Source organism: Gilliamella sp. wkB195 (assembly GCF_001690445.1).
Classification (GTDB): Bacteria; Pseudomonadota; Gammaproteobacteria; order Enterobacterales; family Orbaceae; genus Gilliamella; species Gilliamella apicola_E.
Genome location: NZ_LZGP01000002.1, coordinates 29,588 through 55,407, shown reverse-complemented (window position 1 = coordinate 55,407; position 25,820 = coordinate 29,588). Strand labels below are relative to the sequence as shown.

Here is a 25,820-nt window from a genome sequence, read left to right as displayed (position 1 = left end):
TGATTTGGATATAAAACGTTAGAATAGATGGTCAAAAAAGGGATTTTAAATAAAAAAAACCTCAAAAACCCCGTTCCTCAACTTTTTTTACTTCATTAGCACCTTTCGGTGCTAACAATTATAAGCCGATTATTTAACCGCAATAACTTCTATTTCAACTTTCGCATCTTTAGGAATGCGAGCAACTTGCACACAAGAACGAGCAGGGAATGTTGCCTGATTCTCTGTAAAAAATGCCTCATAGACACTATTCACATCCGCAAAATCATTCATATCTGCTAAAAAAATCGTCGTTTTAACGATATTTTTAACTTGATATCCTGCCTCAGTAATAATTGCTTTTACATTCGCTAAACTTTGTTTAGCTTGCTCTTTGACACAACTTGGCATCTCACCTGTAGCTGGATTAATTGGAATTTGACCTGATGCAAATAACATGTTGCCCAAATCAACACCTTGAACATAAGGACCTATAGCTGCTGGTGCTTTGTTGGTATTAACAACTTTTACCATATATGATTTCTCCTTTCATCTTGTTATGCATCTCATTTCAACAGGAACCAAATTTGGTGTCAAGTCATGGTAAATTTATGATCATGGGACTTCTGCCAATTTTCTGATATGATAGTTGAAAATTTTTTCATTTGTTGAGAGTTAGCATGTTTGAGAATTTAACTGACCGTTTATCACAGACATTTCGCAATATTAGTGGGCGTGGACGCTTATCTGAAGATAATATCAAAGATGCCCTACGTGATGTCCGTATGGCATTACTTGAGGCTGATGTTGCCCTACCTGTGGTACGAGAATTTATTAACCAAGTTAAACAAAAAGCTGTTGGTTTAGATGTTAATAAAAGCCTAACACCAGGCCAAGAATTCATCAAAATCGTTCAAGCAGAACTTACTACAGCTATGGGTGAAGTTAATAGTTCACTTAACTTAGCCACCCAGCCTCCAGCCGTCATTCTCATGGCAGGTTTGCAAGGTGCGGGTAAAACTACCAGCGTCGCAAAACTAGCAAAATTTTTAAAAGAAAAACAGAAAAAGAAAGTGTTAGTTGTCTCTGCCGACGTTTATCGCCCTGCGGCAATAAAACAGTTAGAAACACTAGCTAAAGCAATTGATGTGGAGTTCTTCCCGTCAGATATCAATCAAAAACCTATTGATATTGTTAACAAAGCAATTTCACATGCTAAATTACAATTTTTTGATGTCCTTATTGTCGATACCGCTGGTCGATTACATGTCGATAGCGAGATGATGGATGAAATCAAAGCACTGCATGATGCAATCAATCCAATTGAAACGTTATTTGTGGTCGATGCTATGACCGGGCAAGATGCTGCTAATACGGCAAAAGCATTTAATGATGCATTACCCTTGACCGGGGTTATTTTAACTAAGGTGGATGGTGATGCTCGTGGCGGTGCAGCGTTATCGATTCGTCATATTACCGGTAAACCAATCAAATTCTTAGGGATGGGTGAAAAGACGGATGCATTAGAACCTTTTTATCCTGACCGTATCGCTTCACGTATTTTAGGGATGGGTGATGTACTCTCTTTAATTGAAGAGTTACAGAGTAATGTTGATCGTGAAAAGGCAGAGAAAATCGCCAAAAAACTCAAAAAAGGCGATAAGTTTGATTTTAATGACTTCCAAGATCAACTTCGACAAATGCGTAATATGGGTGGAATGGGCGCTATGCTGGCTAAACTACCTGGCGTTGGTCAACTTCCTGATCATATCAAAGCACAGATGGATGATAAAATCACCATCAAGATGGAAGCCATAATTGGTTCGATGACATTAAAAGAACGAGCCAATCCCGAAATCATCAAAGGCTCACGCAAACGCCGTATTGCTAATGGTTCTGGAACCCAAGTGCAAGATGTTAACAAGCTGCTTAAGCAGTTTGAAGATATGCAAAAAATGATGAAAAAGATGAAAGGTGGTGGCATGATGAAGATGATGCGCCAAATGAAAGGTCTAATGGGTGGAGGCATGGGCTTCCCACCTAGATAACATTTTACTTCGCTTTTCTTTCAATAAAATACTATCGTGCAAAGTTACACGATAGTATTTCAATAAACTCAATTTTCTCGATTTAGCGCTTTAATTTTAGTTGGATGCTGCATAGTTAATACAGTACCAATCGATGAAACTATAATAAATAGAATAGCAATCCATTGATAATGAGTTAACTGTTCGTGTAAAACAATTAATCCTGAAAACGCAGCAAATACAGGTGACAAGCTCATCAAAGTACTAAAAGTTTGTGCGGGTAATCGTGGCAAAGCGATCATATCCAGGCCATATGGAATAGCAGACGCCAATAATGAAACGACAAAAACGAGAGGCAACAGATCCATCGAAAACATTGTGCTACCACTGTGCCATACACCAATAGGAAAGAGTAATATTGAGGCAATAATCGAACCTACCGCAACACTTGAGGCACCATAAATTTCACCCGCTTTTCGCCCAAAAATAATATAACCAGCCCAACAGCTTCCTGCACATAAAGCTAGTAATATACCGATAGGATCCAAATCGTTAGAAGCATGATGAATAGGAAGCAACATCACCAATCCAATGATCGCAATAGCTAACCAAACAAAATCAGTTAATCGGCGCCCAGAAAACATCGCAACCATAATTGGTCCAGTTAACTCTATTGCCACAGCAATTCCTATTGGGATTCGAGATATGGAATTATAAAAAGCCAAATTCATACATCCCATAGCGACACCATACAGAATAATATATTTAATGGCTGACTTAGTAATAGTTTTACGCCAAGGTTTAAAGATTATTACCAATAAAATCGCTGAGAAAAACAACCGCCATGCTGTCATCGCCTCAGGCCCTAGTACAGGAAACAAGTATTTAGCAAATGAAGCACTTGCTTGCACAGATATCATCGAAATAAAAATTAAAAAAACAGGCCAAGATCTTTTGAGCATAATGACTACCTAGATTAAAGTAATTGCATATTAAGGGAAGCAATTTGTTTACATAGCAACGTAAAATCAATTTAAGATTATTACGATATTTCGCTAAAAGCTTTATTATTAAACGAATCGTATAAATAATATTTTTTCAATATCACATCACGTTTAGTTATCCCTTTTTACTGATAGTAAAGCCAGATCTTGTAGCGCTTTTTTATAAGGGGAATCAGGTAAGATTGAAATAACATTGAATGCTTTATTGGCCTCTTGTTGAGCCGTTTTTAAAGTAAATTCAAGAGATCCACACGACTGCATAACTTTTAAAATATGATCTAATAAATGCCTGCCATTACCTTGCTCGATAGCTTGACGGATTAATGTCGCATCTTCTGAATTAGCATGATGCATTGCATGCAATAATGGTAAGGTTGGTTTACCTTCATTGAGATCATCACCCAAATTTTTACCTAATTTTTGATTACTATCCGCACTATAATCTAATAAGTCATCAATAATTTGAAAGGCGGTTCCCAAGTATTTTCCATACTCTTGCAGTGCAAATTCTTGCTCTGGTGTTGCTCCTGCTAATACTGCTGCTGAATGCGATGTTGCTTCAAACAGTCTTGCTGTTTTGCGATAAATAACTTGTAGGTATTGCTCTTTAGTAATATCAGGATCATTACAATTTATCAGCTGTTGAACTTCACCTTCAGCAATAATATTTGTTGCTTCTGACATTATCTTCAATACTTTGAATGATTCTGTGCGTACCATCATTTGGAAAGATCTTGTGTAAATATAATCACCAACTAAGACACTTGCCGCATTACCAAATAGCGCATTAGCAGTTGATTTACCTCGACGTAAATCAGATTCATCAACAACATCATCATGCAATAAAGTTGCAGTGTGAATAAATTCGATAAAAGCTGCGGTAATAATATGTTTATCACCCTGATAATTAAGCGCTTTAGCTATTAACAAAGCAATAACTGGGCGAATCCGTTTTCCACCACTACTAATGATGTAATTCCCTAATTGATTAATTAGTACAACATCAGAACTAAGTTCTGCTTGTATTGCTTCATTAACTTTAACTAAATCATCTTGCACTAGATCGAGTATTTGTTTTATCGATGGATTATTCATCAGTCTAACCACTACAAATGGGAGATATTTATTTACTATTATCTGATAAATATTTTTAAGCAACAAGTATTGCTAAATCATATTTAAAAAAATACTACAAATGATAAGCATTTTCATTTAGAATACACACCTTAAATGAACATTAATTACTGTTATGAAGATCAACTTTGATATAGATATCAACAACGAAAAAGAGCCGCAATCACCTGCTTCTAATAAGCAAAAGGATGCCTATATATATACATCGATCTCTGTAATATCACATTTATTTTTATTTGGATTATTGTTCAGCTCTGCACTGTTTGCAAATAATATCGTTGTTGATGAAGGTGATAATTCAATTAAAGCTGTTATGATTGACCTTACTCAGTTATCAGCTCCGGAACAATCATTGGTTGAAGAAACACCTGAAATCAAAGGTGCTGAAAACAGTGAAATCATTGACAATAAACCAATTGAAGAACCAGTCGTAGAGCCAGAAGTCGTTGAAGAAAAGATTCCGGAACCTACCCCTGAAATAGAACAAAAAAAACCAGCAACAGAGCCAGATAAACCAGTTATTGTTAAACCTAAACCAAATAAGAAAAAACCACCGACACAAAAATCATCTCGTCAACAAGTTAGACAAGATGTGATAAGTGATAATATAGCAAATACTTCAGTAGCTCCTAAAGTATCTGATAATCGACAATATTCTGGTAATCCCTCTCCAATTAGTCGTAATCGACCAGAATATCCTCGAAGAGCACTAGATATGCGCTTAGAAGGTTATGTTGTTGCTATGTTTGATGTAACTAGTGAGGGCCGTGTTGAAAATATTAGGATTATTGAAGCCCAACCTAATAATATTTTTAATCGCTCGGTTATCTCAGCAATGAAAATGTGGAAATATAAGCCGATTGCCGGAAAAGATCTCAAAATAAAAATTGTTTTCAATCGTGATAGTTCAATTAGCTTAGGAAGCAATTAATCACTCATTCCTCAATCAATAACTATTATTAAATAAAAAACTGTAAAAGCACTAATTTTATAATTCAATTAGTGCTTAGTTGATAAATAGTTTATCTATTCTTTTGCATTAAAAGTTCAATTTCCTGCGGTTGTTTAGGTACCGTTGAGGTTAAAATTTCGTTACCAGATTCGGTAACCAAAATATTATCTTCGATACGAATCCCAATACCTTTATAACATTCTAGCACATCAGCATCTTTATTAATATAAAGTCCAGGCTCAACGGTTAAGACCATACCCGGAGCGAGTATGCGATCACGATCACTGCCAACATCATGCACATCAATGCCTAACCAGTGACCTAATCCATGCATATAGAATGCTAAATAAGCTTTGTTAGTAATCAATGTTTCAACATCACCTTGCATAATTCCAAGCTTAACTAATCCTTCAACCATAATCCGAATAATTTTTTGATTAACTAATGATATTGAGGTGCCTGGTTTCAATAATTTGATAGCTGTACATTGCGCAGTTAACACAATGTTATATATTTCGAGTTGTGCTTGACTAAATTTACCATTAATCGGAAATGTTCGAGTAATATCACCTGCATAATAATGATATTCACAACCTGCATCAATTAAGACTAAATCGCCATCTTTGAGCGTGTCGCTATTATTTTCATAATGCAATATACAACCATTATTACCTCCGCCAACAATAGTATTATATGACGGCCATCTAGCGCCATGCCATGCAAACTCATGTAATATTTCAGCTTCTAATTGATATTCATACCAATTAGCCTGGCATTTTTGCATTGCCCGAATATGGGCTTGAGCACTGATTTCGCACGCTTTACGTAAAAGAGCCATTTCATATTCAGACTTAAACATTCGCATTTCATGAACAATTGGTCGCCAATCAATAACTGTACTCGGCGCAGAAAGTTTAAATCGAGCACCTTGCCGTAATGTATTGATTGCTTTCTTAATTATCTCGTCAGCATAATCATATAGCTGGTCTGCATAATAAATTGCTTTTTTTCCATTTATTAAATTTGGTAGAACACTCTCTATATCATCGAAAAGATAAGCCTCATCGACTAAAATCTTTGTTAATGCCTCTTGCTGGCCTAAGCGATAGCCAGTCCATGTTTCGGCTAAAGGATCTTTCTTGCGATTAAATAAAATATATCGTCCTTGACCGTCTTGTTGCTTAATTATTGCCAAAAGCGCTTCTGGCTCTGCAAAAAAAGTAAAATACCAAAAGTCACTATCTTGTCTATAAGGATAGTGGGTATCATTACTTCGTTTAACTTCTGGTGAAGCAAAAAATAAGGCAATGCTATTTGGCTCCATCTGAGCCAATAATTTATTTCGCCGATCTAGCAGTTCTGTCTTGGTCTGAATATCTATCATAGCGTTTACCTTGATAATCAGTAATATCGTATATTAGTGAAGTGTTGGTGTGATATCGGGTTCATTAAATTCATCAAAACATAACATCGCCGTAATGCGAACGTACTCTTTGATCTCTTCAAATGCAAAGCCCAGCTCTTGCTGATCTTCATCTTCATCATAACCGAGTTTAGCTATTTGTCTTAGATCATATATTGCTTCACCCACATCACCTTTAACTCGATTAAGTTTAGGTTGAACTAAACCAATACCCAATAAAAAATGATTTACCCATCCCACTAAATCGTCAATTTGTGTAAACAAATCTTGCTCACCAAGTAGAAGTTGGAACTCAAAATCTTCATCAATAAATTGTTGTTTAGTTGTATGATATAATTCTTCCACTTCCTTATTTAAAGGTTCAGCTATTTTTTGCCCATCATTCAACATGTCTTGAACTAACACTCTCCAACTTTCGTCATGATTTCCTCCAGCTAATAAGCCAGATAAAAATCCATGTAACTCGGCTGCAGTTATGCCAACTTTATTTTGGATAAGTTGACGATTAAGCTCGTCATAAATCTTGGTATTAGTCATTAACTCCACCTTATTAGTTTATAATAATAGTGAAAATACATCCCTCTGCACTTTCACTCATTATTAGTATATAATTTGTGCCTAGCTGTAAATAATAAACAGGTTATTGTGCTTTATAAAGGAATTATTTTGAACATTTTTAGATTAATTTTAACATCACTGTATATAGTTATATCGTTAACTGCTTGTAGTTCATGGCTGAAAAATAAAGGTGTGATTGTTCTTGATGTACAGAATAATACCTATATAACCAGCCAAGACTTACCTAAAGATTATCAGTTAGGCAATGGAGAACAAGAACTTGATAAGTTTGAAGCTTTCTGCCGAGACGAGATCCGTGCCTCACAACTAGATGGTAGTGAAGAGATGGTATTTGAAAATATCAAACGAGGAATTCACGGTCAGGTTGAATTTAAAAAATGTAGTGATAGAGTCACTCGAATTTACCGATATTAATAAATATTTCAGCTTACTTTGTAAAGTATCGCTAATAAGATTGACTAATTGTCACATATCCGTGAAATCTTACTAGCCTTTCAAGCTGTTTTTATTTATATTGTCGCATGAACAAATATATTTTTGGGAGTAAAATAATTATGTACAAGCAAGATGTAACCATTACTGCATCGAACGGTCTTCATACCCGCCCTGCTGCACAATTTGTAAAGGAAGCTAAAAACTTCAATTCTGAAATTACTGTCACATCAAATGGAAAAAGTGCAAGTGCTAAAAGCTTATTTAAATTACAAACATTAGGCTTAACTCAAGGTACAACTATTACTATTTCAGCCGAAGGTGAAGATGAAAAAGAAGCAGTAACTCATTTAGTAAAATTAATTCCTGAATTGGAATAATACTCCCATGTTAGCGTTGAACGGTTTTAATATTAGATAAGGATTAAATGTTATGGTATCAGGTATACTTGTTTCCCCAGGTATCGCTTTTGCAAAAGCGCTATTATTAAAAGAAGAACCTATTGTTATTAATAATAGGCAAATTCTTGATAACAAAATTGACGCTGAAATTGATCGGTTTAAAGAAGCACGTGAAAAATCAAGCGAACAATTACATGCGATCATGGAACGAGCTAAAACCACTTTAGGTGAAGATAAAGCTGCTATTTTTGAAGGTCATATCATGCTTCTTGAAGATGAAGATCTTGAACAAGAAGTTATTTCACGCATCAAAAGTAAACACTCAAGTGCTGATGCAGCTGTCCAATCTGTATTTGAAACCCAAGCAAAAGAGTTAGAAAATTTAGATGATGAATATCTAAAAGAACGTGCTGCCGATATACGTGATATTGGTAAACGATTGCTAAAAAATATTTTAGGCATCGAAATTGTTGATCTAAGTGCTATTAGCCAACCTTGTATTTTAGTTGCAACTGATTTAACACCATCTGAAACTGCTCAATTAAATTTAGATATGGTGTTAGGTTTCATCACTGATGCGGGTGGTCGTACTTCACATACTTCAATCATGGCTCGTTCATTAGAAATTCCAGCAATCGTAGGAACATCTAATGCAACACAAGAAATCAAACAAGGTGATTTTGTTATTTTAGATGCAATCAACAATGCTATCTATATTAATCCAGATCACGCAACTCAAGAAAAACTAAAACAAGTACAAACAAAATATCTTGCTGATAAAGAAGAGTTAGCAAAATTAAAAGATCTACCAGCTGTTACACTTGATGGTCATCAAGTAGAAATTTGTGCAAATATTGGTACTGTTCGTGATATTGCTGGTGCAGATCGTAATGGTTATGAAGGTGTTGGGCTTTATCGTACAGAATTCTTATTCATGGATCGTGAAGCTTATCCTAATGAAGATGAACAATTCAAAGCATATAAAGAAGTTGCTGAATCAACTAATGGCCTATCAGTTATTGTTCGTACAATGGATATCGGTGGTGACAAAGATGTACCATATATGCATTTACCAAAAGAAGAAAATCCATTCTTAGGTTGGCGAGCAATTCGTATCTGTTTAGATCGTAAAGAAATACTACATACACAGTTACGAGCAATCTTACGTGCTTCTGCATTTGGTAAATTGCGTATTATGTTCCCAATGATTATTTCGGTAGAAGAAATTCGTATTCTAAAATCTGAAATTAATATCCTTAAAGAACAATTAACATCTGAAGGTAAAGCATTTGATAAAAGCATTGAAATTGGTGTGATGATCGAAACACCAGCCGCTGCGGTTATTGCTAGACATTTAGCTAAAGAAGTTGATTTCTTTAGTATTGGAACTAACGACTTAACCCAATATACACTTGCTGTTGACCGTGGTAATGAGCTTATTTCACATCTTTATAATCCACTTTCACCATCAGTATTAACATTGATTAAAAATGTAATTGATGCTTCTCACAAAGAAGGTAAATGGACAGGAATGTGTGGAGAGCTTGCTGGTGATGAAAGAGCAACAATTTTATTACTAGGTATGGGACTTGATGAGTTCAGTATGAGTGCGGTATCAATTCCTAAAATCAAAAAATTAATTCGTAATACTAATTATGAAGAAGCGAAGAAATTTGCTGATACTGTTCTTGAAAAAGCAACAGCCAAAGAAATAACCGATTTAATTGAAAAATATACTGCTGAAAAGCAAATTTGTTAGGAGGCAATGATGGGTTTATTCGATAAAATAAAGCAATTTGTATCTGATGATAACAAAAATAGCATCGAAATTATTGCACCTCTTAGTGGTGAAATCGTTAAGATCGAAGATGTGCCAGATGTAGTTTTTGCAGAAAAAATCGTTGGTGATGGTGTTGCTATAAAACCTTCTGGTAATAAAATTGTAGCACCATTAAATGGTAAAATTGGTAAAATTTTTGAAACCAATCATGCATTTGCTATTGAATCAGATGAAGGTATCGAACTTTTTGTTCATTTCGGTATAGATACGGTGGAATTAAAAGGTGAAGGTTTTACACGAGTTGCCGAAGAAGGACAACAAGTTAAAATTGGAGATACTATCATCGAAATCGATCTGCCTTTACTTGAAAGTAAAGCCAAATCAGTGTTAACACCAGTTGTAATATCTAATATGGAAACTGTTGTTGAATTAACTAAGTTATCCGGCTCAGTTGAGGCAGGTAAAACACCAATTATGCGTGTTAAAAAATAACATCGCGCAAAGTTACTACTCATAAAAAAACCTTCAGTTTTCACTGAAGGTTTTTTATTGAGAATAATCAAACATAGAGTTCAAATAATTCGTTTAACGCCATTTTTTGTATTGATTAATCAAGCTGTTGGTTGATTCATCATGCGAGCTGACTGGTTTATCATCAGCAAGTTCAGGTAAAATGCGACCAGCTAACTGTTTACCCAATTCAACCCCCCACTGATCGAAGCTAAAGATATTTAAAATAACGCCTTGCGTGAAGATTTTGTGCTCATACATCGCCACCAATGCGCCTAAAGTGTACGGTGTGATTTTTTTCACTAAAATAGAGTTAGTCGGTTTATTGCCTTCAAAAACTTTAAATGGAACAATAGATTTAACTTCATCAAGCTTTTTACCAGCAGCAAGAAACTCTTGTTCTACTTGTTGTGCAGTCTTACCAAAGGCTAAAGCTTCTGTTTGAGCAAAAAAGTTAGAAAGCAATTTAGGATGATGATCGCCAACTGGATTATGACTAATTGCCGGTGCAATAAAATCACAAGGAATAAGTTTAGTACCTTGGTGAATTAATTGATAAAACGCATGTTGACCATTTGTCCCTGGTTCACCCCAAATAATAGGACCTGTTGTATAAGTAGTTTTATTGCCATTACGATCAACACTTTTACCATTTGATTCCATATTTCCTTGCTGAAAATAAGCAGCAAAGCGATGCATATATTGATCATAAGGTAAAATTGCCTCGGTTTCTGCACCATAGAAGTTATTGTACCAAATCCCAATTAAAGCAAGTAATGTTGGGATATTTTTTTCAATTGGTGTGCTTTGGAAATGTTTATCCATCGCATGTCCACCAGCTAAAAACTGTTTAAAGTTTTCAAAACCAATTGAAAGTACAATTGATAAACCGATTGCAGACCAAGAAGAATAACGACCACCAACCCAATCCCAAAATTCAAACATATTGGCAGTATCAATACCAAATTTTTCTACTTCTTTGGCATTGGTTGATAAAGCTACAAAGTGAAGCGCAACAGCTTTATCATCTTTTGCAGCATCAAGTAACCATTGACGAGCGGTTTGTGCATTAGTCATGGTTTCTTGAGTTGTAAAGGTCTTTGATGCAACTAAAAATAGTGTTGTTTCTGGATTTAAACCTTTTAAAGCTTCAACAATGTGAGTACCATCGACATTAGAAACAAAATGCATAGTTAGATGGTTTTTATAAGACCGTAATGCTTCGGTAATCATCACTGGTCCTAAATCTGAACCTCCAATTCCGATATTAACTACATCAGTAATCGCTTTACCAGTATAGCCTTTCCATTCACCACTAATAATTTTTTTACTAAAGGATTCCATCTTAGCCAGCACAGCATTGACGTCATCCATAACATTTTTACCATCAACATAAATTGGTGAATTTGATACATTACGAAGCGCAATATGTAAAACGGCTCTATTTTCGGTACGATTAATTTTTTCACCGCTATACATTGCCTTAATAGCACCATTCAAATCACATTCATCGGCAAGTTTATAAAGTACTTCTAATGTTTCTTGCGTTAAACGATTTTTTGAAAGATCAACCAAAAAGTCATCTTCAAAATGAATACTTAACTTTTCAACTCTGTTAGGTTCATCTTTTAGAATTTGAGCAATCGTTTTATTATGATGCTTTTGATAACTAGCTTGAAGGGCCTTCCAAGCGGAAGTGGTAGTTGGATCAATTGACTTTAACATAACTTATTCCTTAATTAATATAGCACTATTAACCATGATATAACTATGGATAACATGATGCAAGATAAGGATTTATTCTTTCAAATTAAGTTAGTTGAAAAATTCTATCTACTGGTAATTAAGCAAACTTTCTTACCAGTAGGTATCTAGTTTATAAATTTATTTACTTTCCCATTTAATCAATTGTCAAATTGCGAGTTGTTAAATCAAATGGTGTTAATTGATAAACATAATAATTGAGCCAGTTACTAAATAATAAATATGCATGGCTTCGCCATGTGGCTTTTGGCGTTAAATTTGGGTTATTTTCAGGGAAATAGTTGTAAGGAATTTCCGGATTTATTCCTGCTTTCAAATCTCGATTATATTCATTAGCTAAGGTGAAGGAGTCATATTCTGGATGCCCTGTTACAAAAGCCATACGTTTATCCGCAGTTGCCATCAAATATGGACCGGTTAAATCTGATTCAGCTAAAATCGTCAAATCAGTATAACTTTTAATTTTATCTATTGGAAAATCAGCATTACGTGAATGTGGCGCTAAAAAAGTATCGTCAAAACCTCGAGTTAAAAGTGCATTAGGTTGTATGATTTGATGTTGATAGACGCCTGACAATTTTTGTGAGCGAGTAAATTTTGGCATATCATAGAGTACATTTAATGCAGCTTGTACAGCCCAGCAAACAAACATTGTTGAAGTAACATGATCTTTTGCCCAAGTAATTATTTCAGCTAATTTTGGCCAATACACTACATCTGAAAATGCGACTTTACCTAATGGTGCGCCAGTTATGATAAGACCATCAAAATTCTGCTCACGAATATCTTCAAAATCACAATAAAAGCTATTTAAATGCTCTACAGGGGTATTTTTGGATTCACGTTGATCAATACGCAAGAGTTGAATATTGACTTGTAAAGATGAATTGGAAAGCAAACGTAAAAACTGATTTTCAGTTTCGATCTTTTTAGGCATTAAATTTAAGAAGAGAAGCTTTAGTGGACGAATTTCTTGAGTATTAGCACGAGTTGAAGTCATCACAAATACATTTTCATTACGTAACACATCTACTGCCGGTAATGAATCTGGAATACATATAGGCATATTAAAAGCTCCTATTAATTACTTTTTATAACATTTCAAATAGACGTCTAGAAATCCATATAGCTAAATATAGTGTTTTTTAGAAAGATTGTCGAGCGTTTTGTTAGAAAAAATAGATATAATATTTTAAACAAAATCAGAATAATAGCAGAGTATATGAATTCACAAATAAGTGTGATGATAGTTATATAAATAGTGAAAATAGAATTTAAATGATTCGAGTATCGGTCCGCCAAGTATCTGCGGTTAAAGCCTCACCAAAATAGCTATTAATCAGTTTTTGTGTAATTTCGCTTAATGGCGAAGCTAAGACTTCAGCGGTATTACCATATTCAACTAAATCACCATTATGCATAACTAAAATTTGGTCACTGATATGTTTCATCATACCAATATCTTGTGTTACATAGACATAAGAAATATTCTGTTCTTCTTGTAAAGACAACATCAAATTAACAATCTGTGAACGCATTGAAATATCTAACGCAGCTAAAGCTTCATCGAGAATAATAACTTTGGGTTTCAGAATTAAGGCCCTAGCCAATGCGACGCGTTGTTTTTGCCCCGCTGCCATCACTGATGGATAATAAGAAGCATGTTCAGGCAGTAAGCCTACTTGTTTTAAAACATCACTAATCAATTTTTCTCGTTCAAGAGCGCTATAATTGCTATTGCGTTTAAGTGGAATTTCAAGTAATTGACCAATACGAAGTCTTGGGTCAAAAGAGCTTTCAACATGTTGAAATATCATTCTAATAAGTTGTGACCGATGGACAAAATCACCATATTCAACTTTATTACCGTCAATCCAAATATCCCCACTATCTGGTTTTATCATACCCACCAGCATTTTGGCTAGTGTCGATTTTCCTGAACCATTTTGTCCTATAATGGCGAGTGTTTTACCTTCGTTGAGCGAGAACGACAATGGTTTAACTGCATCAATTTGTAAATGACCAAAGAGCCCTTTAGGAATTTTAAATCGTTTTGATAAATTTCGGACTTTTAATATTGGGTTCATTAACTATTCCTGTATTTACTCATCAGTATTTAATGGGAAATGGCAAGCCACAGAATGATCTTTTATAAGAATAAGTTCAGGTGCTTGAATACATTTTTTTTGAGCATAAGGACAACGTGGTCCTAATCGACAACCAATAGGTAAATGCTCCAATGATGGGATAACCCCTGGTAACGTGTTCAATGGACTTTTATGTGGCATGGCTTTACCAAAATCAGGTATAGCATAAATCAATGCCTGAGTATAAGGATGATAAGGCGATTTTATTAAATCTTCACTATCCGCAACCTCAACGGTTTGTCCACAGTAAAGGACATTGATACGATCTGTCCAGCGAGTAACCATTTGTAAATCATGACTAATAAGTAAAATAGTCGTCCCCATATTCTGATTCATACTCGCTAATAACCTGAAGATTTGCGCTTCAGTTGTTGCTTCCATAGCATTAGTTGGTTCATCTGCAATAAGTAACTTAGGTTGGTTTGCTAATGCAATTGCAATCATCACCTTTTGACATTCACCTTCCGTTAATTCAAAAGGATATGATTTAAGGATTTCTTTATGATCTTTAATTCCAACGCGATGTAATAATTCAACAGCTCGATGTTTACGCCAAAATAGACGCTGCCACCAATGTCCTTTAAAGGTTCTTCGTGGGATAGCCTCGATTAACTGTTGCCCTATTTTCATTGAGGGATCCAAGCAGGACTGCGGTTCTTGGAAAATCATCGAAATATGGTCACTAATGACTTTTCGACGTTGTTTTGGTGTCAATTTAAGTAAATCGATATCATTAAAATGAAAACGATCAGCAGATATTTTCCAATTATGATTTGTCACACCCAATATAGCTTTAGCAATAAGGCTTTTACCAGAACCAGACTCGCCAACTAGACCTCGAATTTCGCCTTCAGACAGCTTCAAATTCACGCGGTCAATTGCGCGTAAAAGGCCATCAGGAGTAATAAACTCAATAGTTAAATTACGAATGTCTAATAATGCCATAATTAATGTCCTACTCGCTGGCCAAATAATCCAAAATTGAATAAATAAACCAAAGTAATTGTAGTAGACACAGCAATACCCGGAGCTAAAAAAGCAAGCAAATTAACATCCATCATATCTTTCATCTTAAACATCATCATGCCTAAATCTGGCCGAGAAAAATCATTAGCAAAACCCAAAAAGGTAAGTGTTGTTATCGCTAAAATAACTGAACCAAATAATGAAACAATTTCAGCCAAATAAACGGGTAAAATATTAGGGATAATATAATGATTTAAGATAGAAAATGAGGATAATCCATCGAGTCGATACGCAGTAATATAGGTTTTATTCCATTCCTTAATAACACGTTGATGGATATTATAAATGAAGCGCGGTGAATAGGATAAACCAATCACAATTAAAATATTGGTAATATCATCTTCCAATAACAAGCTAATAACAATTACACCAAGTAATGGCGGAACGACCATAAAAAATCTAAAAATAAATAAAATAAAAGGCCTAATAAATGAAACAAAAAACATTAAATAGTTAATCACTCCACCAATTATGATGACATAAAAAACCGCTTTTAAAGTCATTGAAATGGTTGATCGATAACCAATTAATAAGTAATCAAAAATATCTTGCCCTTGATCAGTTGTTCCTAATATGTGATTAATATCTCCATTAGGCCACCAAGCAGGAGGCAATGAAGTTGCATAGATAGGGTTCAAGTGAGCATGAAAAAGCCATTTGGTTGATAATGCAATAAAAGCAATTGCTAAAACCCCATAAAAACTTATGATCAGGTATAAATTGCTATGAAGTCTTTGGAAACATGAATTTATTCGCTTACCTAACAAAATTATCCTAGACATAATGTTCCTTATGACGTAATGGATAAATAGCGATAGCTGTTATCTCACCTAATAAAGTCAATAAACTAATTACTGTTCCACACGCAAGAATTGCTATCGCAATAATAAAATAATTATGGTTACGATAAGCCATCATCACCCATTGGCCTAAACCAACTCGATTGAATAAAATTTCAATAACCATAGTTAAAAATAATAAAGTCGTGGTGTTATATGTCAATTGTGGAATTGTTGCCGGAATTGAATTTGGTAATAAATGTCGACGTAACACTTTAAACGGTGAACGTTCCCGGATAATTGCCATTTTAATATAATTTTGTCTTGAAGTATTTTTGACATTTTCACTAACTAGTTGAATGGTCATAATACTTGGTTGAATAGCTAAAATAATTGTTGGCAAAAGTAAATAGTGAAGCTGATCTAACATTGCAGTGAATTTATCTGGCCTTGATGAAATTAAAATATCTAGCAAAGAACTACCGATTACTGATGGTGCGATATCAAAGTTCATTGAAATCGGCATTGTCGAGGAAAGATAAAACATTACAATTGTTGCGAGCATAACAATCGGGCAAGAATAAAAGATTAAACAGCCTAAACGAATGGTAGTATTCAACCAATTTATATTACTTAAACCTAGAAAAATACCCAAAGGTAATCCAATAAATAAAGCTACAAGCAATGCTAAAATACAAAGTTCAAACGTTGTTAATAAGGTATCTAAAAATGGTAAAGTTTCACCTGATGCTAACCTAAATTGACCTTGTAGTAATTGTTTAAAAAAAGCACTATAGGCATCAACAAAAGTTAAATCACTAAAAATAGATTGAGGATCAAAATAGACCAGACAAAAGCTGATCTGAGCAAGTACGCAGATAATAAATGAAAACGTCACTATTTTTTTTAAAATATAGATAATCATTGTTTATCTTTATTATGAGTTAAAAACAACAGTGATATCCATCACTGTTGTTTTAGTTATCTGCTATTCAGGTATGACCGGTTTACTTGCTGCGGCATAAGCATGATCTTGAGCACTTAATCCACCAGCATTACCTTTACCGTCATAACGATAATCCAACTCTTCTCGTGTTTTTATTCCACTATCAGATTCCACATAGTCCGGAGCTGGAGCCTTAGTCATTATTGATGATGAATAACCCGCTACTGGATCTGCTGTAGATTCTGTTGTTATCTGAGTTGTAGGTGATTTCTCAATATTTGTTTGAGTTGTGATATTTGATTGAGATTCACTAGCAACTACGTTTTTAGCGATGTCTACATCATCTTTAATTACGATTGGTAATAAAAGTGAAGGGATCACTGGAACAGCATTACACGATTCATCATGACTAACTTGACTATAATCAACCGATACACGGCCTAATGCAAGCTCTAATGACGCAGCAGCAAATTGCAATGGCATTGCAGACTGTTTTAATTCGCTATTTTTACCGCGTCGTTTAGTCCGTGGTGTATTCATACGCAAATGACGAGATGTTCTTCGTTGACGCTTCGGTTGTGAATCGTTAGTTACAGCATTATCGCCTGTTTCAGGAACAATAACCGGCAATAATAAAGTAGGGATACACACTTTTTCAGCTTGAGCAGGTACATCACTATTTTTAACACGAACACTCTTCGTTAATGCACGCTGTTGACGTCTTGGTTTCGCTTCTTTTTGCTTAGGTGGTTGTGCCGCCTCATTAACGACTTTATCAGCTTTTATATTATTCGCAGCATTAGATGAATTATTATTTTGTTTTGTACGACGATTAGAGCGAGTTGTCTCTTTAACTTCATCAGTTGCAACATTATTATTTGCCGCTGAATTGTTACGATTATTACGCTGACGTCGATTGTTTGAGCGTTGATTATCTCGTTTTTTATTTGATTGAGGCTTAACTTCTGGTTTAGGTTCTACCTTTTCGGGAACAAATAACTGACGAATTTTCTTAAATAAACCACCAAATAAACCACTAGATTTTTCAACTTTTTTCGGTTCACTTTTCGCTTTAGATGCTTTACTCGCTTCTACTTTAGGACCTGATAATACAGCTTGCTCTACCACTAATTCAGCGACTTGATCTTCTTCTTCCTCTTCAAGCTCACGGATTAGTTTAGGTAAATTGTAGCTTAATACATCTGTCTCTTCACCAGTACGTTTACGAATCACTTTATAAAGTGGTGTTTCCATTTCTTCATCGCCAGCAATGACGATTTTAACATCCGGATGCATTCTTTCGATATTATTAATCGCACGACGCTTTTCGTTAAGCAAATAGCTAGCAATTGGTACTGGCACAATCACATCAATTTGAACCGTATTATCTTTCATCGCCTCTTCTTGAATTAAGCGAAGAATTGAAAGCGATAATGAATTATTATCACGAACTGTACCAGTTCCTTGACAACGAGGACATATATGATGAGTTGCTTCACGTAGAGATGGGCTTAAACGTTGACGAGACATTTCAAGCAAACCAAAACGGGAAATACGGGTGGTTTGAATTCTTGCTCGATCTGTTTTCATCGCTTCTTTTAAGCGATTTTCCACTTCGCGTTGATTACGAATTGGCGTCATATCAATAAAGTCGATAACAATCAAGCCACCTAAATCACGTAATCGTAATTGGCGAGCAATCTCTTCTGCCGCTTCAAGATTAGTATTAAATGCAGTCTCTTCAATATCGCTACCACGAATAGATTTAGCAGAGTTAATATCGATCGCAGTTAATGCTTCTGTTGCATCAATAACAATCGAACCACCAGATGGTAAGCGAACTTCCCGTTGGAATGCCGATTCAATCTGACCTTCGATCTGGAAATGATTAAATAATGGTACATCACCTTCATAAAGTTTAAGACGACTAACATATTCAACTCGGCCTAAATCAGCTAATCGTTTTTTGGCAATTTCCAGTACTTTTGGATTATCAATAAGAATATCACCCACATCATCACGTAAATAATCACGAAATGCTCGAGTAATAATATCACTTTCTTTATGAATTAAGCTTGGTGCTGGATGATTTTTTGACTCATTTTGAATCGCTGTCCAATAATTAACTAACGCATTTAAATCCTGTTGTAACTCTTCTTGGCTTTTACCCACACCCGCTGTTCTAGCTATTACACCCATGCCCTTTGGTTTTTCTAGTGCATCGATAACTCTTTTTAGATCTGCACGCTCTTCTCCCTCAATACGGCGCGAAACCCCACCTGCTCTTGGGTCATTTGGCATTAATACTAAATAGCTACCGGCTAAACTGATATAAGTCGTTAAAGCAGCACCTTTTTTACCACGAATCTCTTTTTCAATTTGGATAAGGACTTCTTGGCCTTCTTGCAGATGTTTAATACTACGGCGACCAGAAATATTTGAAGGGAAATAGCTTTCTGCGATCTCTTTTAATGGTAAAAAACCATCTCGCTCACCACCATATGAAACAAAAGCGGCTTCTAAACTAGGGTTGATTTTAGTGATTTTGCCTTTATAAATATTGGCTTTTTTTTGTTCGTGACCAAGGCTTTCGATATCTAAATCATACAAGCGTTGGCCATCAACAAGGGCAACTCGCAGCTCTTCTTGCTGGGTTGCATTGATTAGCATTCTTTTCATTATTCTACACTCTTCATTAATCTAAATTAACTGTAGGTAGAATCTTATTATTAATAAATGCTTATTTTAACAATGATAAACAATAGTACTTAACTTAATATTTTGTATACAGTATTTCATTATTTTATTTATGTTATTTTTGTTATTATTTTATGTGAAATCCGTATATACAACATCAATACATTTTTAGAGGTAATATTACATTCAAAACACTTATATACTTTTTGAACACCACTAAACATACAATTATTGATATTATTTCAATGATGAGTTTGCAAATTTCTACAATTTAACAAACCACTAAATCTTTATATGATTGTTTAAAATAAACATATTAATTAATTATAATAATTCTACTTACGCTATTTTATTTTCTGTAATGTCTAACGCCATTGCTGCATTACAAGGATAAATTATCCTTGTCTATTATTCACGTTTCAGCAGAGGATAGCAAGTAAATTAAAGTGATTATTTTATAAACAATTAAGTATTAATTTTGAGCGCGCAATAAAATAGGCTAAAAGTATAATAAAATGCAGTATTAGTCGCTAGTTTTCTAAATTTGATTTTGTCTAAATTTTCTCCATTATTACTGATGGTTTTATGACCTATTTTAGTAATTTACAAACCTAACATTAACACAGGTGCATATCCCAATTTTATCCGTATAATATAATTTAGATTTGCTTACAAAATGAACGAATATTTATCTATGGAATTACCTGAAAAAATTGCCTTAATTGATTTTACCCATCGTTGGATTGCTCAATTTGATGGTGCACCCAAAAGTGAAGAGTTACATTCATTACCGTCTCCTTGTATTATAAAAACCGAAAATCTTACTGTTTATTGGCAACCTTATTCACTTATTCCGCCAAGAAATTTAACCATCGTTGAACAAGTAATTAATATACAAATACATCAAAGCGCTCATATTTATTATGGCACACAATATGCGGCTAATATGGCTGCAAAGTTTGACGATATTGATTTAATTTTACTTCAACCATGGAGTGATGACGACTTCTCTAATTTAGAGCAAAATTTAATTGCGCATTTATCACAGCTTAAAAAATTAAAACGTTACCCGACCATTTTTATCGGTTCAACGAATAAAGATACCGAAATTATTGCAATAAATAATTTAACAGGTGAAATTGTTAAAGAGGATTTAATAACAGGACAATTAATCACATTAGCGCCTGATTTAAAGTCATTTCTTGAAAAACTTGAAATTAAAAGTTAACAATTTGCGTTTGAAAGCACCCATAGCGGTAAAAAATATTGCTTCGAAGCCTGATTGTTAACGAAATTGTAACTCGCCAAACAATGTGTATATAATGCATTGAAGCTCAAAAATAGAAATAGGTATATTATGTTTGAATATTTATTAGCAGCGCCTGCAGATCCCATTTTAGGTTTAGCGGATCTTTATAACAAGGACGAACGCACTAACAAAATCAATTTAAGTGTTGGTGTTTATAAAGACGAGACGACTAAAACACCTATTTTAGAAAGTGTAAAAAAAGCTGAGCATCTGATTTTAAATGATGAAATCACAAAAAGTTATTTACCAATTGATGGTCTTAACTCATTTAATAATGCTACCCAAATTCTACTATTTGGTAGTGAAAATCAACGAGCTAGAACAGCTCAAGCACCTGGAGGCACTGGTGCATTACGAATTATGGCTGATTTTTTATCTCGACGCACCAAAGTAAAACGAGTATGGATAAGTAATCCATCTTGGCCTAATCATCGTAGCGTATTCCAAACCGCGGGCTTAGAAGTTCGTGAATACCGTTACTACAATCCTCTAACGCGAGACCTAGATTTTGATGGTTTAATGACTGATTTAAGCCAAGTTGTCGCTGGTGAGGCTGTGCTATTTCATGGCTGCTGCCACAACCCAACTGGTATCGATCCAACGCCTGAACAATGGCAAGCTATTTCGGAATTAGCGTTAAAAAATGGTTGGTTACCGCTATTCGACTTAGCTTATCAAGGATTTGGACAAGGAATAGAAGAAGATGTATATGGACTTAGACTATTTGCCAATAACCAACCAGAACTCCTAATTGCTAGTTCTTACTCAAAAAACTTTGGACTTTATAATGAACGTGTTGGGGCATTTACTTTAATTGCTGCTGATAGCGAAATTGCCGATCGAGCATTTAGTCAAGTAAAAACTATTATTAGAGCCAATTACTCTAATCCACCCGCACATGGAGCTAAAATTGTCTCTTATATTTTAAATAATGATGAACTAAAAGAAGAATGGCTTGATGAATTAACCAGTATGCGCCAACGCATTCATCGTATGCGACAGTTATTTGTAAAAACACTACAAGATAAAAGTGCCAACCAAGACTTCAGCTTTATTGCTAAACAAAATGGGATGTTTTCATTTAGTGGATTAAGTGAAGAACAAGTAATAAAATTGCGTGATGAGTATGGCATCTATATGGTCAATTCAGGTCGTATTAATGTTGCGGGAATGACTATCGATAATATGTCTAGACTTTGTGAATCAATTGTCGAGGTTTTATAACATTCAAGATTAATAAAATTTTCTAGTAAAAGTCGAATACATTGGCCGTTAATTTAGATTTTAACCACCAATGTATTCAATATATTAACAATAATAACACTTTGATAACCTCAATTAATATTATGTTTTGTCATGATTTGATATCCCTTATTAAGGTTTTGAGTATGAGTAAATAACCTGCTTTTTTTCAATCTTAAAAACCCCTCTCCTCAAAATTTTCTGCTTAATAATAATCTTTTTAACCAGTTAAAAAATGCATCATTTATTTTATTATTCCTTTTAGTTATATATTTAGGAAAACTAGCTATTAGACGTTAAATCAATAATTAATAATAATTGCTATCAATTTATTGAATTTTCATTGAGGACGGTTTGTGGCATCACATATTTTAGATTTTTTAATTTTAGGCAATAATTTTGGCACTAGCGAAATGCGCCAAATATGGTCTGAACAAAATCGCTTAGAAAAGCAAGTAAAAGTAGAAGTAGCTTTAGCAAAAGCTCAAGGTGAATTAGGTGTAATTCCTGCTGACGTTGCTGATGCAATTATTGCCAAAGCTGATGCATCAAAATTATCACTTGAACAACTTGCTCAAGAAGCAGCCAAAGCGAAACATTCACTGATGTCAACAATCAACGCATTACAAAAACAAGTAGGTGATGCTGGTCAATACATTCATTATGGAGCAACCACCCAAGATATTGTCGATACCGCAACTGTTCTCCAGATACAACAGTCATTTGATATAATTGAACGGGATACCAAATTAATTGCGCATCAATTAAAACGGTTGGCTAAACAATATCAATATTTACCCATGGTAGGTCGCACCCATGGTATGCAAGCATTACCGACGACATTTGGTTTTAAATTAGCGGTTTGGTTAGACGAGTTTGTTCGTCATTTACAACGTTTATCTGAAATAAAACAAAGAGTTTTAGTCGGCAATATTAGCGGAGCTATTTGTACTTATGCATCAATGGGTGAATTAGGTCCACAAGTGGAAAATCGTGCATTAACTTCACTTGGACTAAATACACCCAATATTGGTTGGCAATCTGCACGAGATCGTTTTTCTGAATACGCATCAGTTATTGCTCTTATTAGCGGTTCGCTTGGCAAAATTGGTAACGAATTTTACAACCTTATGCGAACGGAAATTAATGAAGTGGAAGAACCATTTTCTGATGGTAAAATTGGTTCGACTACCATGCCACATAAGCGTAATCCAGCAGCCTTAGAAGGTTTAGCTAGTCTTACCGCTCCTTTATTAAAAAGTGTGGCACTTATTCATGAATCAATGAAAGTTGAACATGAACGTGATGCCATGAGCTGGCGAGCTGAATGGATTGCCCTGCCAGAAATTAATCTTTATATTTCAGCACAACTTCAAACCGCTTTAGCTGTTTTGAAAGGATTAAAAGTCAATGCTGATCAAATGTTAGCTAATTTAAAAAAACAAAATGGCTTACTGTTATCAGAAAAAATAATGTTCGAAATTGGCAAGCGATTAGGAAAACAAACTGCTCACCATTTAATTTATGAAAATGCTATGCAAGCATTTGAACAAAACCGACCATTTAAATCACTCCTATTGGATGATCCACGTTTAAGTGAACAATTTACCGAGTCTGAACTTGATAATTGGTTAAATCCAATTAATTATCTGGGGTCTGCACCACAAAAAGTCGACCAAGTAATCAAATATGCGGAGCAAAGCGGAGTATTATTATGAATTTTCGCTTAATCAGCTGTTCCGATATTCCAGCATATCAACAATTATTGCACCGAGCATATCAAGCTACGTCACAGCTAGGCATTCATTTTGCAGCAGCTACTGTCGAACTTGAAGAAATAGTTCATCATATTGATTCGAATGCCGTTTACATAATGGAAAAGGACAATAACTTAATATCAACCTTAAGCATACGTTTTCCTTGGGGAAATAACCCAGGACCTTATGGACTACCGCATTTAGGCTGGTTTGCAACCGATCCAATTTATAAAGGACAAGGCTATGGTAATACTTTATGGGATTGGGTTGAAAAAGAAGTTTTAATTAACCAACTTAAGCTCCCCGCCGTAACTTTAGGTACAGCAGCCAATCATCCATGGTTAGCCAATATATATCGCAAAAAAGGATATCAACAAATAGGGCAAGTAAATTTAACCAGTGATCACACTACCCTTTATTTTGAAAAAATATTAATTCACAAAAACTATTCCGAATGGAAAAAGAGGAGTCATCAATAATGAAAAAAATAATAACATGGTTTTCTGCTATTTTATTAATTACCCTGAGTGGTTGTGACAATCAATCAAACAATCAGGCGGCGGAACAAAACATTATAAAAGTAGGCTCAACCGGTCAAAGTTACCCAAATGGTTATAAACAAGATGGAAAGTTAGTTGGATTTGATGTCGAAGTCACAGAAGCAATTGCCAATGAGTTAGGTTTTAAAGTTGAATGGGTAATTGCTGAATTTGGTGGATTAATGGGCCAATTTGACTCAGGTCGTTTAGATACAGTAGCAAATGCGGTGGCAGTTACACCAACTCGTCAAGCTAAATATGATTTTTCTCAGCCGTATAGTTTTTATGGTAGTCAAATTGTTACACATAAAGATAATAACAATATTAATCAGTTAACTGATTTTAATGGTAAAACTATTGCAGGGGTACTTGGTTCAAACCATATTAATAATCTTAAAAAAGCTTTTCCTAATAACGAAATTACGATCAAAACCTATGAAACTCGAGATGGTGCAATGCATGATACAGAATTTCAAAGAGTCGATGGTTATGTCAATTCAAAACCAATTTTATTGGCAGAAATTAAACGAAAAAATCTACCATTCAAATTAGTGGGCGAGCCAATTACTATTGAACAAGTTGCCTTCCCATTTAGTAAGGATGAAAAAGGTAAAGCTTTACGAGAAAAATTTAACCAAGCCATCGAAAAATTACGTGTTAATGGAACATTGAAAAATCTTTCAATTAAATATTTTGGTGAAGATATTACCTCATGAATTTTAATATAAACTATTTCTTTAGTGTATTCCCGCAGATATTACCTTATCTGCCAGTTACACTTTTTATTGCCATTACATCATTTGTGTTTGCCACTATATTAGGGCTTGCTATTGCTTTGATTAGAAACAATAGAATTATTGTAATTGATTCTTTTTTGGCGCTGTTTATTTCTTTATTTCGTGGAATTCCATCTGTCGTTTTACTGTTTATTATTTATTATGGCCTACCACAAATATTTCCAATTATGAAACAGGTAGGCGCAACCACGGCAGCTATTATCTGTTTTAGTTTAAAATATTCAGCTTATTTAGCCGAGATATTTCGTGCTGGCTTAACTTCGGTTGATCTTGGACAAAAAGAAGCAGGATTAACCTCAGGATTAAGTACAATTCAGGTTTATCGAGGCATTATATTACCTCAAGCGATGATTAATGCTTTACCGAATGCGGGAAATATGTTTATTTCACTACTCAAAGACTCTTCTGTAGCATTTTTTGTCGGGGTACAAGAATTATTAGCAGCAGGAAAAATGCTAACTGCTAATTCTTTTCTCTATTTTGAAACTTACTTAGCCGTCGGTATTGTTTACTGGCTAACTGTTGTCGCCTATTCATGGTTACAAAAACAGTTAGAACGTAAACTAACTAAACCATATCATCGTTAAGGAGAGCAT

General features: G+C 34.6%; 24 protein-coding genes. 12 read left to right on the top strand and 12 right to left on the bottom strand.

All coding sequences use genetic code 11. The annotated features are described in order from the left end of the window. Positions 1-129 precede the first annotated feature (129 nt). Positions 130-513 (bottom strand): RidA family protein, encoded by a 384-nt coding sequence (locus A9G08_RS00445; protein ID WP_065561795.1) that lies wholly within the window; start codon positions 511-513, stop codon positions 130-132. Between the two features lie 146 nt (positions 514-659). On the opposite strand from A9G08_RS00445, the gene ffh reads away from it, so the two are divergent. Continuing rightward, positions 660-2,027: a signal recognition particle protein gene (ffh, locus tag A9G08_RS00440; protein ID WP_065561794.1), complete on the top strand. Its 1,368-nt coding sequence runs from the start codon at positions 660-662 to the stop codon at positions 2,025-2,027. A gap of 68 nt (positions 2,028-2,095) precedes the next feature. Here the strand turns inward: ffh and A9G08_RS00435 are convergent, their stop codons facing one another. Together A9G08_RS00435 and ispB are read right to left on the bottom strand one after the other, a co-directional pair. Next, positions 2,096-2,968: an EamA family transporter gene (locus tag A9G08_RS00435; RefSeq protein WP_065561793.1), complete on the bottom strand. Its 873-nt coding sequence runs from the start codon at positions 2,966-2,968 to the stop codon at positions 2,096-2,098. A gap of 153 nt (positions 2,969-3,121) precedes the next feature. Further along, entirely contained in the window at positions 3,122-4,105 is a 984-nt protein-coding gene (ispB, locus tag A9G08_RS00430) for an octaprenyl diphosphate synthase (RefSeq protein ID WP_065561792.1), read from the bottom strand. A 154-nt stretch (positions 4,106-4,259) separates the two neighbouring features. Between ispB and A9G08_RS00425 the strand changes: the two genes are divergently transcribed. Next, positions 4,260-5,075, top strand: a complete 816-nt coding sequence (locus tag A9G08_RS00425; protein WP_065561791.1) for a TonB family protein — start codon at positions 4,260-4,262, stop codon at positions 5,073-5,075. A 91-nt stretch (positions 5,076-5,166) separates the two neighbouring features. On the opposite strand, the gene pepP is transcribed toward A9G08_RS00425, so the two are convergent. Then, positions 5,167-6,480 carry a Xaa-Pro aminopeptidase gene (pepP, locus tag A9G08_RS00420; RefSeq protein ID WP_065561790.1) on the bottom strand — a complete coding sequence of 438 codons (1,314 nt, stop codon included), beginning with the start codon at positions 6,478-6,480 and terminating at the stop codon, positions 5,167-5,169. A gap of 33 nt (positions 6,481-6,513) precedes the next feature. Further along, on the bottom strand, positions 6,514-7,056 hold the full coding sequence (locus A9G08_RS00415) for a YecA/YgfB family protein (RefSeq protein ID WP_065561789.1): 543 nt from the start codon (positions 7,054-7,056) through the stop codon (positions 6,514-6,516). A gap of 129 nt (positions 7,057-7,185) precedes the next feature. On the opposite strand from A9G08_RS00415, the gene A9G08_RS00410 reads away from it, so the two are divergent. The 4 genes from A9G08_RS00410 to crr all read left to right on the top strand — a co-directional run bounded on the left by A9G08_RS00410 (position 7,186) and on the right by crr (position 10,203). Continuing rightward, complete coding sequence (locus A9G08_RS00410) at positions 7,186-7,512, top strand: hypothetical protein (protein ID WP_065561788.1); 327 nt, start codon at positions 7,186-7,188, stop codon at positions 7,510-7,512. Positions 7,513-7,652: 140 nt separating this feature from the next. Then, on the top strand, positions 7,653-7,910 hold the full coding sequence (gene ptsH, locus A9G08_RS00405; protein WP_065561787.1) for a phosphocarrier protein Hpr: 258 nt from the start codon (positions 7,653-7,655) through the stop codon (positions 7,908-7,910). A gap of 52 nt (positions 7,911-7,962) precedes the next feature. After that, on the top strand, positions 7,963-9,690 hold the full coding sequence (gene ptsI, locus A9G08_RS00400) for a phosphoenolpyruvate-protein phosphotransferase PtsI (RefSeq protein WP_065561786.1): 1,728 nt from the start codon (positions 7,963-7,965) through the stop codon (positions 9,688-9,690). Positions 9,691-9,699: 9 nt separating this feature from the next. Further along, positions 9,700-10,203: a PTS glucose transporter subunit IIA gene (gene crr, locus A9G08_RS00395; protein WP_065561785.1), complete on the top strand. Its 504-nt coding sequence runs from the start codon at positions 9,700-9,702 to the stop codon at positions 10,201-10,203. A gap of 93 nt (positions 10,204-10,296) precedes the next feature. On the opposite strand, the gene pgi is transcribed toward crr, so the two are convergent. The 7 genes from pgi to rne form a co-directional block, all read right to left on the bottom strand. After that, positions 10,297-11,946: a glucose-6-phosphate isomerase gene (gene pgi, locus A9G08_RS00390; RefSeq protein ID WP_065561784.1), complete on the bottom strand. Its 1,650-nt coding sequence runs from the start codon at positions 11,944-11,946 to the stop codon at positions 10,297-10,299. A gap of 175 nt (positions 11,947-12,121) precedes the next feature. After that, entirely contained in the window at positions 12,122-13,051 is a 930-nt protein-coding gene (gene metA / locus A9G08_RS00385; RefSeq protein WP_065561783.1) for a homoserine O-acetyltransferase MetA, read from the bottom strand. Between the two features lie 208 nt (positions 13,052-13,259). After that, positions 13,260-14,072, bottom strand: coding sequence for a peptide ABC transporter ATP-binding protein (locus tag A9G08_RS00380; protein ID WP_065561782.1), 813 nt, complete (start codon positions 14,070-14,072; stop codon positions 13,260-13,262). A gap of 15 nt (positions 14,073-14,087) precedes the next feature. Then, positions 14,088-15,077, bottom strand: coding sequence for a putrescine export ABC transporter ATP-binding protein SapD (gene sapD / locus A9G08_RS00375; protein ID WP_065561781.1), 990 nt, complete (start codon positions 15,075-15,077; stop codon positions 14,088-14,090). A gap of 2 nt (positions 15,078-15,079) precedes the next feature. Continuing rightward, on the bottom strand, positions 15,080-15,940 hold the full coding sequence (locus A9G08_RS00370; protein ID WP_065561780.1) for an ABC transporter permease subunit: 861 nt from the start codon (positions 15,938-15,940) through the stop codon (positions 15,080-15,082). After that, entirely contained in the window at positions 15,933-16,862 is a 930-nt protein-coding gene (locus tag A9G08_RS00365; RefSeq protein ID WP_065561779.1) for an ABC transporter permease subunit, read from the bottom strand. Before A9G08_RS00365 ends, A9G08_RS00370 begins: the two co-directional genes overlap by 8 nt. A gap of 63 nt (positions 16,863-16,925) precedes the next feature. Beyond that, positions 16,926-19,562, bottom strand: coding sequence for a ribonuclease E (rne, locus tag A9G08_RS00360; RefSeq protein WP_065561778.1), 2,637 nt, complete (start codon positions 19,560-19,562; stop codon positions 16,926-16,928). A gap of 694 nt (positions 19,563-20,256) precedes the next feature. On the opposite strand from rne, the gene syd reads away from it, so the two are divergent. From syd to A9G08_RS00330, 6 genes are all read left to right on the top strand, one after another. Continuing rightward, the gene (gene syd / locus A9G08_RS00355; protein WP_081299426.1) at positions 20,257-20,808 is read left to right on the top strand and encodes a SecY-interacting protein; all 552 of its coding nucleotides are present in this window, start codon (positions 20,257-20,259) and stop codon (positions 20,806-20,808) included. A gap of 129 nt (positions 20,809-20,937) precedes the next feature. Further along, complete coding sequence (locus A9G08_RS00350; protein WP_065561776.1) at positions 20,938-22,113, top strand: amino acid aminotransferase; 1,176 nt, start codon at positions 20,938-20,940, stop codon at positions 22,111-22,113. Between the two features lie 374 nt (positions 22,114-22,487). Further along, positions 22,488-23,849: an adenylosuccinate lyase gene (purB, locus tag A9G08_RS00345; RefSeq protein ID WP_065561775.1), complete on the top strand. Its 1,362-nt coding sequence runs from the start codon at positions 22,488-22,490 to the stop codon at positions 23,847-23,849. Continuing rightward, positions 23,846-24,367, top strand: coding sequence for a GNAT family N-acetyltransferase (locus tag A9G08_RS00340; protein ID WP_065561774.1), 522 nt, complete (start codon positions 23,846-23,848; stop codon positions 24,365-24,367). The genes purB and A9G08_RS00340 overlap by 4 nt, the downstream gene beginning before the upstream one ends. Continuing rightward, on the top strand, positions 24,367-25,143 hold the full coding sequence (locus tag A9G08_RS00335; RefSeq protein WP_141673889.1) for an amino acid ABC transporter substrate-binding protein: 777 nt from the start codon (positions 24,367-24,369) through the stop codon (positions 25,141-25,143). The genes A9G08_RS00340 and A9G08_RS00335 overlap by 1 nt, the downstream gene beginning before the upstream one ends. Further along, the gene (locus tag A9G08_RS00330) at positions 25,140-25,811 is read left to right on the top strand and encodes an amino acid ABC transporter permease (RefSeq protein WP_065561773.1); all 672 of its coding nucleotides are present in this window, start codon (positions 25,140-25,142) and stop codon (positions 25,809-25,811) included. The genes A9G08_RS00335 and A9G08_RS00330 overlap by 4 nt, the downstream gene beginning before the upstream one ends. Positions 25,812-25,820: the final 9 nt, after the last annotated feature.